Raw genomic sequence first — 14,430 nt, 5'->3', positions numbered from 1 at the left:
TATATAGCAATTAATGGAGTGTGATAAAAATATGAAAAAAAACTATAAAATTTTGCTAACATTTATCTTACTTTTCACATTCAGCTTTGGTGTACAAGGTACTCAAAATACTGTATATGCAGAAGATGAGAAGACAGCAAAAGATGAGACACCCAAAGATGATTTATTTACATCTGATTACGGTAAATACAAAAATAAAAATTATGATTATGAATTAGATATTTTAACAGACGACGAAATAGAAAAAACCAGTACTCTAAGTGCTTTCTTGAACCCATTTGATACATTGAAGGGGGAAGGAAACGAATACTTTAATATGATGATTTTCAAAATCACCAATATGGCATTTAAGATGGATTTAACATTCACAAATATGCTTATTAAGGCTTTAGATTTCGGCTATTCAGCAGAAGATGTTTTGAATCCACTGATAGACAAAGTAACAGAATCAGTAGCAAAAATGTCAGGACTGGCAAGCGGTAGTTTCAGTACAAAAGGGCTTTATGGTTTGTTTGTTTCAATTATTTGTGGAGTAGTTGCTATTTATACAGTTTATCAGTACTTGGTTAAACGTCAGTTTATTGGGGCTATGTCTAACATCGTGAAAACAATTATTGCTTTCACTTTAGCCCTAGTTCTATTCTCAAATTTATCTACTGTCTTAAAAGGCATCAACTCATTAAGTACAACGGTTACAGTTGCCTTATTGCCATCTACAGTAAGTAAAGGTGAAACAGCCGAAATAAAATCAGTTAGAGAAGCTATGTATGACAATGTATTTAACTCATTTGTTCATAAACCCTATTTAATGTTGCAATATTCTACAACAGATGAAAGCGAAATAGGAGATAACCGTATCAAAGCTCTTTTAGCAGAAGATGCAGGAACGAAAGAACGATTGGAAGTAGCAAAAAAAGAAGTAACTAAATACAACAACTATACATTGTCTACGAAATATATAGATAATCGATTAATGTTTGCTTGTTTAATGTTAGTGGTTAATGCTATTAATTCGATTCCACTATTCTTATTATCTCTAGTCATGATTCTTTGCCATTTTTGGTTTATTATTATGGCTATTATTGCTCCCTTTGCTTTATTATGGGGCGCACTACCAAATCAATTTGGTGTAATTAAAAAGTATTCCTTTGAACTGTGTTTACCTATCGTATTAAAAGTGGGTTTAGTTTTAATCTCAATCATCTTATTTGGATTAACTGATATTGTTTATAATCTGCAAGATTTGCAAAGTGGACTAGGTGGCTTCTTGCTAACTGGTTTGATCCAAATGATTATGTTTGTATCTTTATTCGTATTACGTAAACGTATTATGAATATCTTCACACTTGGTTCACAAGAAATCGCTAAAATGAGAGAAGCATTTTCAGAAGGTAAAGATACAGCATTGAAACCTGTTAAATCAGCAGTAAAAGGTACTGCAACTGCTGTTGGGGCTGGAATTGGAGCAATGACTGGTAACCCAGTAGCCGGTATGAGTATAGGAAGTAGCGTAGGACAAGGGCTAACTGGCGATAAAAAGCTTTCAGATACAGTTCAAGGCGTTGCTCGTACAGCTTTATTATCGAATAGTAAGAATGGTAATAGCAGCACTGATAAGCTAGGTAATCCAGTATCTAAGGATTTCTACAAGCGTGTTACAGATAAAAACATGAGCGACAATGAAAAAGATATTAAAGCTACACTCGTAGAAAATGGCGATACTGAAGAAGAAGCTAATGAAAAAATAATGGAAATGCGACAAGTTGGGCTGAATGACACAACAGCAAATGAGTATAAAAAAGCTTTAAATGAAGATGGAAATGAAACAAATAATGGCGCACTGCTTACGAATTTGCAAGATCAGCAGAAGAAAAAATCTAATGGTTATTATCAACATGTAACTGACGAGAATTTAACTTCAAATGAAAGCCAAATCAAAGATTACTTAGTAAGTAATGGTCACACTGAAAAATCAGCAGATAAGCTATTGCTAAATATGCGTAAAGAAGGCTTATCAGATATGCCTTTAGAAGAAGCGAAAAAAGCCAACAATAATGTTCTTTCTAATGCAATTGATGACGATTTCAAAAAGACACCACAAGAGTACGTTCTGCAAACATTACGTAGCCAGGATAAAGATGAAAAATACAATACTTTATTGAATGCACAAGCACAAGGTTTTGACGGTGGTAGTCAAACTGCACAAAGTACTGCAGCCACTACAGATGTAAAACTAACTGGTAATCAAACAATCGAAAAATCGATTGATGATGTTATAGACCAATCTACAGTGAATGCAAGAACTGCCGGAAATGAAGGTATCAATAAAACTCTTGATAGTGTTGTAGACCAATCTACAGTCGTTGCAAAAGCTACTGGTGGCGAAAGTATCAATAAAACTCTTGATAGCGTTGTAGACCAATCTACAGTCGTTGCAAAAGCTACTGGTAGTGAAAGTATCAATAAAACTCTTGGTAGCGTTGTAGATCAATCTACAGTCGTTGCAAAAGCTACTGGTAGTGAAAGTATCAATAAAACTCTTGATAGCGTTGTAGACCAATCTACAGTCGTTACAAGAAATACTAACAACATTCAAGGGAATTTAAACAAGAAGTAATTAAAATAGCTTTTGAAAATTTAAAAGAAGGTGTGACTATTAATGAAAAACAAAATATTGATTTATGGCGTGGCAATTATTATTGTCACGCTTTTTCTATCTAGTTATTTTCTAGGTAAAGAAAAGGCGCAACCAAAAGAAGAACCTGATAATACCGTTAGTGTAAGTACCACTGACTTGAATCAGGAAAAGAAAATGGATGATAAAGAGAAAAAAGATGAAGAAAGCTATTCAGAAGACAAAGTAAAAGTTGAAGCAGAAGAAGATACGGAATTAACAAATGACAGCTTTAATTATAAAAAGCAATATTATAAAAAGTTTGGCAAGAAAGATGTAACTTGGGTGCAAAAAACCGCAGAACAAATTATTGAAATGTACTTAAATAATCGTGTAGATATTAAAGATTACGAAAAATATATGAGTGCCGAACTTGTTCAAGCAATGCTTGATGAACCTGAAGCAGATGAAAGCGTAAAACGAATTATCAAATTTGGGGAGAATCGCTTGTTACCTACAACTGTTGAGAATGAAATACAAATGGAGATTGAGGTTAGTTGGCGACTTAAAAGCAAGGGTGTTGTTAGTGACGGACGAAGCACATTAGTGTATATCAATTTTGCTAAAGAAAATGATCGTTGGTATGCAAAGGATATGAAAATGGTATGAGTAAAAAATCATTTCTAATTGGGTTTTCTTTTCTTGGCTTAAGTGGAGTTATTATCATTATCGTTATTCTCGGCTTAATTCTAACTTCAACACTATTTTTAGCCGGTGATGAACAAGTAACCAGAGATACATTAAATACGAGTTCTTCACTAGATGCAGGGGCTTTTTGTTCAACAACTAAGGAAATAGACTATGCAAAATGGGATGCTGCGATAGCTCGTGCAGGAGTTTTAAGTACTAAAGGCGATAAAATAATATCAATGTCTAATGAATTAGGTATTGATCCAGTCTTATTTGCTTCAATAGCTGTACATGAATCGAATTGGGGTAAATCTGATGCTGCGATTAATAAAAATAATATCGGTGGTTTAATGGACCCAGCGACTAATTGGTCAACTGTAAAAGTGTTCCCTTCGTTAGATGAAGGTATAGAAGCAATGGGAAAAACCTTATATAATCGCATAATCAAAGATGGAAAAAATACGATTGAAAAATTAGGGAGTGTCTATGCTCCATTAGGTGCAGCCAATGATCCTCACCATTTAAACGAAAACTGGATTCCTCGAACAAAAGAGTATGCAGCGGAATTTGGGGGCTTAACTATGAACTGTGAAGTTAGCGAAAATACTGTAACAACTGACTTCGATTTTTCAAAACTAACTGATAAAGACGTATCAGCACTGCGAGTAAGTATTGCTAAAACAGGTTTCAAATGGCTCGGCAGACCCTATGTTTGGAGCGGAGGGCGTAATCCATCTGATGTAGCAGCAGGGAATTTTGATTGTTCATCCTTTGTAAGATGGGTATATGCTGAAAATGGCATTGATTTAGGTCCAATGGGTTCTACTTCGACCGAAACATTAAATAAAAAAGGTAAAGCAATTTCAATTAAAGAGATCAAAATCGGTGACGTTATATTCTTTAATACGTATAAAAGAGACGGTCATATTGTTATTTATCTAGGTGACGGTAAATTCATTGGTGCTAATGGTGACGATAAAACTGGTAGTATCAGTGTTCAAAACATGAATTCACCTTATTGGAAGAGTGTTTTTACAGGGCATGTAAGAACTTACATCAATGATTAAATGTAAGTAACACAACTAAAAACCCTTTCGTACCAAAGCATAGATTCATTTGAAACTCAATTTGTAACACACATTTTAAACAATGCAAATTTTAATATAGAAAATTGCATTATGTAACACGTAATAGAACTATTTATATCAATAGTTCAAGTTACTTTATAACATAGATGTAATACGAATTATAGATTATAAAATAGACCTTATTAAGCTATTAAATCGGATTGCTATTTGTAACACACTAGAAACCCTTATATATATCAATAGTTAAGAGCGTAATAAGAAAAAATGGTAAAATCGTTGAATCAACAGTGTCTTAAAGCAATTCAAAATGGATTGTAACACACGAAAAAAAGGAGCTTAATTGGATGAATAACAACGCATTTACTGAATATATCAACTTAAACGGTTTCTCATTCTTCAAAATTACATATAACGGTGCATTACCACCATATAAAGCAGGTGATATTGATTCGATTAAGCAAGCTAAAAAGTATTATTTTGAAGCTACTTCAAATTCCTTTGATTTCAAAACCAATTTCGTTAAATTTAATAAGGCCATTATCCATATTCGCCACCATTTTAAGAATAAAATCATTCGTGATTTAGATAATCGTAACCGTAAATACATTATTGATGCTATTCGTTACGCTAATCTTATAGATGATGATGATTGGCAACACTTATCTTTACATGAAGATGCCGTTCTTAACCCTGTTTTAAACTGCGTTGAAGTCTTTGTTGGAGCGCAAGAAAATTACATTGATCTTCTAAAGTACCTGGAGAGTATAGACACTATTCGTGAGGATTTGGAACAAAAGCAAATAATGCTAGACGACGAACGTATTCAGGAAGAAGTTGACGAAAATGTTATTCGTGTCACAAGGGAGACTATTCGTAAAATGAATCGTCCAAACAGCCCTAGCCTAATGGTTTTAACAGAAAATCAGAAAGCTTAAATAAGTCACTTTTACAACTTAATAAAAAATGTAATAAAGGACATATTTCAGTTCATCGAAATATGTCCTTTATTAACCTTAAAATCAATTATAAAAAAGACATATTTCAGTTTGTTATAAAAGACATATTTAGACCTTGTTATACGTTGATATGAAAGCAAATACAGCAATTTGCATTAAGAATACAAAAGCTATCTAAAAAAGGTGAGTTTGTTGAGGTAATATTAGCTAATGTTGACGAAACGAACAGACCTTAAGAATACACTTGGCAAATGAAAAATCAGCCGAAGGGGGATAAAATCATGCTAGAAGACCTTGAAATACCTACAGCAAAGAAGAGAAAACCTTACAACGTCAAAACCCCGAAACGTGATCTCGATTTATTGCACTCGCTTGTTATTTATAGAGTTTCAACCGTAGAACAGTTGAAAAATCTACATACATTTACGAACGCTTATTTATCTAAAAAGATAGCTTCCCTATGCAAAAAGGGATTTATACAAAAAGGTAATATTCATAGTTATAGATTTGATCAGAAGAGACAGGGTTCGTACTATCGGATAACAGATGTTGGCTTAAATGTATTAAAGAAAAATGGATATGAAATTGAAGTGCCTAGTGCCAGCTACTTAAAAATCAGTTATGACCTCTTACCTTACAAACTTACTTTTAACGATATGGTCATTGCTTTAATTGAAAAAGGATGGAGATTTAAAGATAGCCGTATTGTGAAAAGAGAAAACAATATTAACCGCAACTCAATATTACAAGGTGTATTAATTAGCCCTGACGGAAAAGAGCATGTAGTATATGTAGCCTTAATTGATATTACACCTTCTAATCTAAAGAAGATGGAAACGGAGTTATTAGAACAAGCTGCAATCATAGACAATTATATTGTGTTCACTAAAGGAACGATGGCATTCAAAAAAATAGCAGATTGGTTATCCAAAACAAGTATCGGTAAAGCATTGGAATTGAAAATGATGCTGTTGCCATACGGCAAATATTATCTGCGTAATTACCCTGACGATTATCGAGTGTATAGTCTAATGCAAGAAATAATGCCAACTAGTCTGTCCTTCAAAACGAATTTTGAAAGAACAAACGAGAAATTAGAAACGCTCGTTACTCATGAGGGAGCAGAGAAATACATTGTAAATTTACTGGACACTGATTTGATCAAAATAGCCAATATACAAAGTTATTTATTGAATGATTATTTTATAGAGCAACGAGATGTGTTAGTAATCACAACACCATTATTAAGACCACTCCATAAGAAAATGCTTAAAGATTATAGCCAACACATTGCTTTCTTAGAAATAGATGCAGAGTTATTATTCTGATTTATCAAAACGGATTTTAAAATAGGAAGGATAGAAAGGTACTATGAATTATGATTTAATACCTGAAATTGAAAATTTAACACAATATATTGGTTCAGAGGAAGTATTACAAATGCGTACTACAATAGGTCACAGCCTTTCGATACAAAAGCAACACGAACTATACAATGTTATGAAGAAAATAATGCAAGATGAATTTTTATTTGCTTGTGAGGTGGTTTTACCAAACAATTGCTTTAGCGTATGTGGGGAGTCGACTGTTAAATGAAAAGATCTACTCTTGTAGCAATATTAAGTAGTTGTATAGCAATATTATTGGTGGTGTTTTATTACCAGGACATATTCATTCCATCAACCTTAATGATGATAATTTTCAACATTATCTCCATATTTGGATATTTCATTGTAAGAAACCATTATGGTGAGAGTAACAAGAGAATGGATAAATTAATGATTGGTGTAACGAGCTATTATATTTGCCTAATACTAGCGAACGGTTTGAGAAACAATTGGACACTTGAAACACTGATTAAAGCATCAACGTTTTCAAAATTTATATTAGTAATGCTATTGATCACTGTTACGTATCTAAATATCATTTATATTCGAGCAGAAAGTAATATAAAGAAAAAAAGAGGGAACCAACGAATACAAGTTGAACCTAATAATGGCAAAAATTTATTCAAAACATTATCTCAATATAACAAAGAAAGAGAATACGAAAAAAATAATATCGTCATAATATTAGGTAAAAAGACAAATAATGGTGATTAATTGACATTTTTGCATGTTGTATGACAAAAATACTATAGATAATCCAAACAACTGTATTGTAATGTGTAATTAAAACTATTACCATGTTACTAATAGGTAAAAAAATATGATAAATTTATATAAAATATATATAAGTTCGTATATACAAATACTGTTTGGAGGAATCCTTTAGTGAATCACCATCAATTACCGTCGTTTAAAAGCTGTTATGCAGTCCAAAATCCTGTGGAAATAAAAACCTTAGCATTAAAACTCCTAAATGTAGGGGTTAGTCTTATCTGCCAGTCTGAACTCTTTAACAATGCAAAAGAAGATACTAAAAAATCATGGCACGACACTTTGTTCAATACCACAAAACCACTTCCTGATATTATCTACAATGCAAAAAAAGATTATGAAAAGATAGAGCTTATCTATCTGCAAGGCATATTCATAGATAACCTCATTCAATTCAATGCATTCTTAGAAGAATACAAAGTAGATGGGATTACTCAAAGTGAAGATCACATTACTTTAAAAAATTACAATGAAATGCAATATCACGTTCTTTAATGGCTAATACCTACATTTAAAGCACAGTCCCAAAAAGATTTAGAATATGGACTGTGTTTTTATTTGTTCTAAAAATAACTTCGTATTACAAAATCAATTTAAAATTTTAGCTATTGTAGCAGAAAGAGGTAATGATTATGTTTTCAATTCCTGATAGTTCTAAATCGGTTAAATTGAGTGGTATGGATTTATTTACACATATGATAGTAGTCGGTCCCACTCGCTGCGGTAAAACTGCAACTATTTTAAAACCAATGATTATGCAAATATTAGAAGCCAAAAAAAGAGGTGTGGAGTGTGGTTTGTCTGTTATTGAGCCAAAAGGTGATGTTGCACAAATGGTGGCAGATGTCAGTGAAGAAATGGGATTACCATACACACATATTGATCCTGAAGCGGATGAAACAGCACAATTCAATCCAATGGAAGGTGAAATTAACGATGTTGCGGAAGCGACAGTCGTTGTATTAAAAGGTCTTTTCGGCAAGCAGGACGCATTCTTCGCTACCGTACAAGAATTGTCTGCACGAAACGTAACTAAGCTCTTAAAAGAGTTACATGGAGATAACCTGGACATTACAGATGTACTCAACTCTCTACAAGATGTTGATTTGTTACAAAGACAGGTAAAAGAATTAAGAAAACTAAAAGGTGAAAGTAACCTTACTCAATTCTTCGAGAATGAATTACTCGGTTCTATGGGGGATAAATACCGCCAATTTGTAATCGGTTTAAGAGCACAATTAGAAAACATTATCTCGAATGATTCACTAAAACGTATTATGACTGGTCGTAGCAGTATTAATATCGATGAACACTTTGCAACTGGTGGTATCTTAGCTGTAAATACAGCTCTCGGTAAACTGCGTACATCAGGTGATGCGTTCGGCCAATTTGTTATCATGCACTTACAGAATGGTACATTTCGTAGACCAGGAACAGAAGAAACACGTATACCTCATATTCTTATCGTAGATGAGTACAGTCGTTACATTAATCCCGATGTAGAGGTATTCCTTTCGATCGCAGCATCTTATAAAGTGGCTGGCGTTTTTGCTACACAATCATTAGGACAGTTGTCTGTAGAATCAGGTAAATATTCCGCACAAGAAATTAAACGGTCAATCCTCACGAACTGCCGTAGTAAGATTTGTTTCGGTGGAGTAGCTTCAGAGGATGCTAAAGAATTTGCCGACATATTTGGTAAAGATAAAATAACGATGCGCCAAAGTACGTACAAAAATAGAATACTGTTTCCTAATTTATTCCCTGACAATTATCGAGACACAGAATCAGAGGAATATCGTTTTGATCCAACCGATTTAATTGACGGATTACCTAGATTTCACTTCGTACATCAATTGATGGATGGAGGGCAATTACAGAAACCTGACATTGCTAAAGGTGAATTCATTCCCCGAGACTGGAAAGAAAGAAAAGTATGGGAAGTAGATGATACTCCACCTAAGATTGCAAAAGTTCAACGCTTTAAAACTTCTTTTGTTAGTTTAATGAATGAATTAAAGAATAAACGAAAAAAACCTGTAGAGGAAACACTTTTACTACCACCTCCACAGGAAGTACCTGCAGCTGTATTTCCTACAACCGTAGTTCCTGTATCAATTGAACTAGTAGATAATCGTAAGGAAGTGAATAATCGTGAGGAAAACCAAAAAGAAACGGCTTCTAACGCAGATAACGCAAAAGAATATTGCGTAAATGTTGAAAAAAGCAGAAAAAATGTAGTAATTTCGGGTAAAATAGATAATAATGGACATAATTCAAAAGAAAAAAATGCGAATTTATCCAAGCAAGAAAAAAAAGATTTAGAGCAGATGAAACAGCAACAAAGCAAGATACAAGACGATTTTTGGGATTAATATTCCAAAGCACATTGAAAGGGGGACTGTACCCTTCGTTTAATTACTGAATGAACATCAATCGTAACTAATGGACATTGTAAGAGCATTTTTTAAAAAACAGATAGTTAAATAAAAAGGAGAAATAAAAATGGCACATGCAGAAGACTTACAAGCATTACAAGGTGTATTAATTGAAGGGTTCAGCCCTGAAAAGGTTTTGGAGAATAAACGTCAAAGAGTAATTGATAAGCATTGGAAAGATGTATACAACGCTTTTCAAAACAACCTTATCTTAAGCGCAGAAGTTAAAGGTATTGAAAATATTGCAGGCAAATCTTGCGCTATATGTGAACTTGGTACAATTCGAGTAAATATCCCTGCAGAACATTCAGGTACAACTAACATAAACGAATTACGCTATTTAACAGGCCGAGTTGTAAACTTTAAGATTTTAAACTTTGATCGAGAAAATGAAATTGTAATCGGTAGTAGACTAGAAGCTAAAAAGCAAAGCGCTGAAATCACATTACGTAATATTAAAGTGGGCGATACAATTCATTCAGTTGTTCAGGCAATCTTGTCTAACGCTATTATCGTGGACATTGGTGGAATTGAAACTAAAATTAGTCCTAGCGAAATTCGTTACGGATGGATTAACAACATTCATGATGAAGCAAGAGTTGGAGATCACATTAAAGTAAAAGTATTGTCCATCGATAAAGAAAAGCAAGACGTTAAAGTAAGTATCAAGCAGACACTACCTAATCCCTGGCAAGGTCAAGCTCAACGTTATTTGAAAGGTAATGAATACGTTGGAAAAGTATCAGGAATTACAGAATACGGTATCTTCGTGAATTTAACAGATGGTGTCGATTCACTGGCTAATCATATGAAATTTGAGGATGTAAAAATCGGTGAGCGTGTATTGGTGCGAGTGTTAAATATTAGCGCTGAAAGAGAACAAATGACAACAAAAATCGTGCGTAAAATGTAGCTCATGGATTTAACAATCAGTCCATATTCATTATCATCATATGAATGGTCGGTTAATTGGGTAGAGCAATTGAAAGTAACTGGAAATGAAAGAAAATCAGGAACTAACAAAAGCGAAATGAAGTTGTTAAAAGCCCTTATGGTCGTTCCTATAATCGGCTCGAAACAGGCTGAACTTTTATTCGGCTTAACTCGTAAAAAAGCTGACAAAATGATTTCTGAAAAAAAAATAATTAAGCACACTGTTGTCCGTAACAACCAAACCATACCGATTTTTACACTTGGCGAATTAGGAGCAGAAATCGTCAATCATCCTCATTACCATAAAAATTATTGGTCACAATATGAAATAAAGAGTATTTTGAAATGCTTGTCATTTTACAATCTATATCAGTATTTTTCTGAATTTGAAATGTGGAAGGTGCAGCAACCGTTTACTGGTATCATAAGAACTAAAAAATCAGATATGTACGTATATGTTTTAAATGACAAGGGAGCTGATCTACAACGCTATCTGTTGTATGACGAGGACTTTGTTAAACGTATGATTATTATTACGGAGAAAAAAGAATATGTTGAACCTCTGATACCTTTACTAGCTAAGAGCCAAATAAAGCTACGAGTTGCATTGGATTCTGATATTTTTCTCAAATTGGAAACTGGCGTTAATAATAAAATGTATTTTTTAGATGCTGAAAATAATCAGTTGATTAAAGACGAGTTCACCTAACTGTACTCTTGATGCAGAAAAATTAAGAACATTTAGCTGTTTATGCAAAAAAAGTTGAAACATAGCTAATGGTTTGATATTATATATGCAGAGCAACACTTAAACCATTAGCTATTACATACGCAGTTAGCGAATATGAACTAGATGATTATTCCGTATGTAGTAGAAGCCAAATGCCGACCGTATAAACAATGTTTATGGAGAAGTCAGGAGATTGGCATAAAACCATTCGTTACGTCCCACTGAAGGACAATGTAACGGGCACTTGTGCCAAAAAATTAAAAGTTAATTAGAAATCCGATAGAACTATCTTTTGTTTACAAAAGATGTTTTGTCGGATTTTTTTGTGTTCAAAAACGATAGTTCGGTAAATCTTCGCTACTTAGCGGATTTATATATATATAAAAATACAATCAATTAAAGGGAGAGATCGGGTATGTCGAAAAATGTTTATAGAAAGTTATTAGAAGCAAGAAAGAATATTAGTCCTTATTTACAAAAAGGAGCAGAAAGCAAACAGTACAGCTACGTGTCAGCATCACAAGTTGTGGGTGCAGTACGTAAAGAGTTGGATAATGTAGGTTTAGTACTTATGCCACGCATTATTGGACATAAAGTTACTGAAACAAGTGTTGAAAACGTGGATAAATACGAAAAGAATAAAATCACGACAACGTATTTTACGGAGTTGGATTTAGAATTTGTTTGGTGTGATCCTGAAAGCGGTGAAGAAGTAACTGTACCATTCTATTCACAAGGTGTTGATATTGCAGGGGAAAAAGGCGTAGGTAAAGCTCTTACATATGCAGAAAAGAACTTTCTCTTAAAGCAATTTAACATTGCGACAGATGGTGATGATCCTGACAACTATCAACGCAGATTAGAAGAACAACAGTTAGCACCTCAAATGAGTGATGAACATAGAGATTTTCTAATGAAACTAGCTGAAAAGCTGGCTAAATTACGTTCTGTCAATGTAAATGATGTTATCTCAAAAATTAACGCATACGGTTTTGAGAGCATGAAAGACTATGACTTCGAGCCAGTTAAAACAAATCTCGAACATTGGATTGCAAATGCTGAAAAAGTAGCTACACAACAGGATGCTAATATTCAGCCAAAAAACGAGACTCAACATAATGTGTCACAGCATGAACAACAACAAATACCTCAACAACAAGCTGAAAAACAAACTCAAATTCAACCGCAACAGCAAGAACAAAGCGGATTGCAGTTTGTTGAATACTCACTTAAAGGGATTCAGTATGTAACTACTCCTAAAAATGAAAGAACAGCTCGAATTGCGGTAGTTGATGAAAATGGTGTAAGCGTTCTGATTATGGCTCGTCAAGCAAAATTAGATGAAGCTAATAAACTAGATGGTAAAGAGAACCAAAAGGTACTCATTGCTACTACTGAACAAAATACATTCAAGTTGTTAGAAGCTGTAAAACTATAAAAAACTCTAAGGGGAGTGGTTGAATGTTACCCAGGATTATAGAAATTGCAGAACAAAATGGATTAACTTTCAACCCTCGTACTTATGGGAAAAGAGAAACAACATGTAAATGTCCATTCTGTAATGAGGATGGTAATAAGGACAAGTGGTATTTATCTTTAAATACTCATGATAATGTCTACAAATGTTGGTATTGCGGTGTTAAAGGTGGCGTTCTCGATTTTGAGAGTCGTTTAACTAATACACCTTATCAAGTTGTTAAAGAAAAATACTTTCCGAAAAAAGAAAATGGTAAGAAAAAACATGGTGCATATACCTTGAATAATTATCAGCTAAAAAAAATCGGATGGGATGAATATAAACGAAGCTCTTTAGAGGGCTTTCAAAAAAAACGTGATGAAATATTTACGGACTGGAAACAACATGAAAATAGTGAATTAAGAAAACTGTTTGCTATGTTCCTAGTAGCTTCTTTTGTTGATTATTCAGAAGAACAAAAAGCTGAACAACTTGAGCTAATTATGAATATGGCTGAAAAAACAGGTATCTATTTAGCCTACAGTAAGATCGTATCGGAATTCATTTTAAATGAAGAAGATCGCTGCAGTTGGGCTAGAGAAGGTACAGAGATTGCTCGTATGGCATGGAAAGCTTCATATGTAGATATGGACTTTGACATGGAAGGTATATTTTTACGAGTTCTTTTTCTTAACTTTCGCTATGTAGATAAAGAATATCAGCAAAATAATTGAGCTGATTAAAAAAGAAAATAAGAATTGGAGAGTTTTATATGAATACAGTAAATTTAATTGGCCGTTTAACAAAGGATGCGGAATTACGTTTCACACCAACTGGAAAAGCATCAGGTAGCTTCACTTTAGCAGTCCAACGTGACTTCAAAAATGCTAATGGTGAATATGATGTGGACTTTATTTTGTGCCAAGTTTGGGACAAGCGAGCAGAAGCATTAGCCAATAATACGAAAAAGGGTTCTCAACTAGGTGTTACTGGTAGAATCCAATCTCGTAACTATGAAGATCCCGATGGTAAACGTGTCTATATTACAGAAGTGATTATAAGTAATATAAAATACCTTGATTCTAAGCAACAACAAGGGAATGGTCGCCCGGTTGCTAATTCAGAACAACAAGGGAATTACAACAATTCACCACAGCAAAACAGACAGCAAAATCCAGGAGGTAATTCTTCGTACCAACAGCAAAACGGTACAACAAATGGTGGGGGTAATAGTCGAGTAAGCGATGATCCATTCGCACAACTCCCTTCAGATGATGACCTTCCATTCTAAACAAAATAAGTTCTGATTGATTTAAAAGCCGATTGTTTTCTTAGACAATCGGCTTTTTTTTATAAAAATTTGACC

At 33.7% G+C, this 14,430-nt stretch carries 14 protein-coding genes; all 14 read left to right on the top strand.

The genetic code is table 11. The features are described 5' to 3' along the window. Positions 1–31: 31 nt before the first annotated feature. Positions 32–2,617: a glycine zipper family protein gene (locus tag ACQKM9_RS17285; protein ID WP_427735615.1), complete on the top strand. Its 2,586-nt coding sequence runs from the start codon at positions 32–34 to the stop codon at positions 2,615–2,617. A gap of 42 nt (positions 2,618–2,659) precedes the next feature. Next, entirely contained in the window at positions 2,660–3,283 is a 624-nt protein-coding gene (locus ACQKM9_RS17280; protein WP_427735614.1) for a hypothetical protein, read from the top strand. Next, a complete protein-coding gene (locus tag ACQKM9_RS17275) occupies positions 3,280–4,371 on the top strand; it encodes an NlpC/P60 family protein (protein ID WP_427735613.1) in 1,092 nt (363 codons plus the stop codon). The genes ACQKM9_RS17280 and ACQKM9_RS17275 overlap by 4 nt, the downstream gene beginning before the upstream one ends. A gap of 365 nt (positions 4,372–4,736) precedes the next feature. After that, entirely contained in the window at positions 4,737–5,327 is a 591-nt protein-coding gene (locus tag ACQKM9_RS17270) for a hypothetical protein (RefSeq protein WP_427735612.1), read from the top strand. 302 nt (positions 5,328–5,629) lie between these two features. Beyond that, positions 5,630–6,676 carry a hypothetical protein gene (locus ACQKM9_RS17265; protein ID WP_427735611.1) on the top strand — a complete coding sequence of 349 codons (1,047 nt, stop codon included), beginning with the start codon at positions 5,630–5,632 and terminating at the stop codon, positions 6,674–6,676. Positions 6,677–6,719: 43 nt separating this feature from the next. Beyond that, positions 6,720–6,944: a hypothetical protein gene (locus ACQKM9_RS17260; RefSeq protein WP_427735609.1), complete on the top strand. Its 225-nt coding sequence runs from the start codon at positions 6,720–6,722 to the stop codon at positions 6,942–6,944. A gap of 170 nt (positions 6,945–7,114) precedes the next feature. Next, positions 7,115–7,450 carry a hypothetical protein gene (locus ACQKM9_RS17255; RefSeq protein WP_427735608.1) on the top strand — a complete coding sequence of 112 codons (336 nt, stop codon included), beginning with the start codon at positions 7,115–7,117 and terminating at the stop codon, positions 7,448–7,450. A 171-nt stretch (positions 7,451–7,621) separates the two neighbouring features. Then, on the top strand, positions 7,622–8,002 hold the full coding sequence (locus tag ACQKM9_RS17250; RefSeq protein ID WP_427735607.1) for a hypothetical protein: 381 nt from the start codon (positions 7,622–7,624) through the stop codon (positions 8,000–8,002). Between the two features lie 137 nt (positions 8,003–8,139). Next, positions 8,140–9,882 carry a type IV secretory system conjugative DNA transfer family protein gene (locus tag ACQKM9_RS17245; RefSeq protein ID WP_427735606.1) on the top strand — a complete coding sequence of 581 codons (1,743 nt, stop codon included), beginning with the start codon at positions 8,140–8,142 and terminating at the stop codon, positions 9,880–9,882. A 130-nt stretch (positions 9,883–10,012) separates the two neighbouring features. Next, a complete protein-coding gene (locus tag ACQKM9_RS17240; RefSeq protein ID WP_427735605.1) occupies positions 10,013–10,858 on the top strand; it encodes a S1 RNA-binding domain-containing protein in 846 nt (281 codons plus the stop codon). A gap of 3 nt (positions 10,859–10,861) precedes the next feature. Next, positions 10,862–11,587 (top strand): hypothetical protein, encoded by a 726-nt coding sequence (locus tag ACQKM9_RS17235; protein ID WP_427735604.1) that lies wholly within the window; start codon positions 10,862–10,864, stop codon positions 11,585–11,587. 436 nt (positions 11,588–12,023) lie between these two features. Next, positions 12,024–13,046, top strand: coding sequence for an ERF family protein (locus tag ACQKM9_RS17230; RefSeq protein WP_427735603.1), 1,023 nt, complete (start codon positions 12,024–12,026; stop codon positions 13,044–13,046). A gap of 23 nt (positions 13,047–13,069) precedes the next feature. Further along, positions 13,070–13,798, top strand: a complete 729-nt coding sequence (locus ACQKM9_RS17225; RefSeq protein ID WP_427735602.1) for a hypothetical protein — start codon at positions 13,070–13,072, stop codon at positions 13,796–13,798. Between the two features lie 38 nt (positions 13,799–13,836). Next, the gene (locus tag ACQKM9_RS17220; RefSeq protein ID WP_427735601.1) at positions 13,837–14,355 is read left to right on the top strand and encodes a single-stranded DNA-binding protein; all 519 of its coding nucleotides are present in this window, start codon (positions 13,837–13,839) and stop codon (positions 14,353–14,355) included. Positions 14,356–14,430: the final 75 nt, after the last annotated feature.

Origin of the sequence: Viridibacillus sp. NPDC093762, from assembly GCF_050279675.1 — a bacterium.
Lineage (GTDB): Bacteria > Bacillota > Bacilli > Bacillales_A > Planococcaceae > Viridibacillus.
The sequence above is the reverse complement of the archived record's forward strand: the minus strand, read 5'-3'. Positions and strand labels throughout refer to the sequence as shown.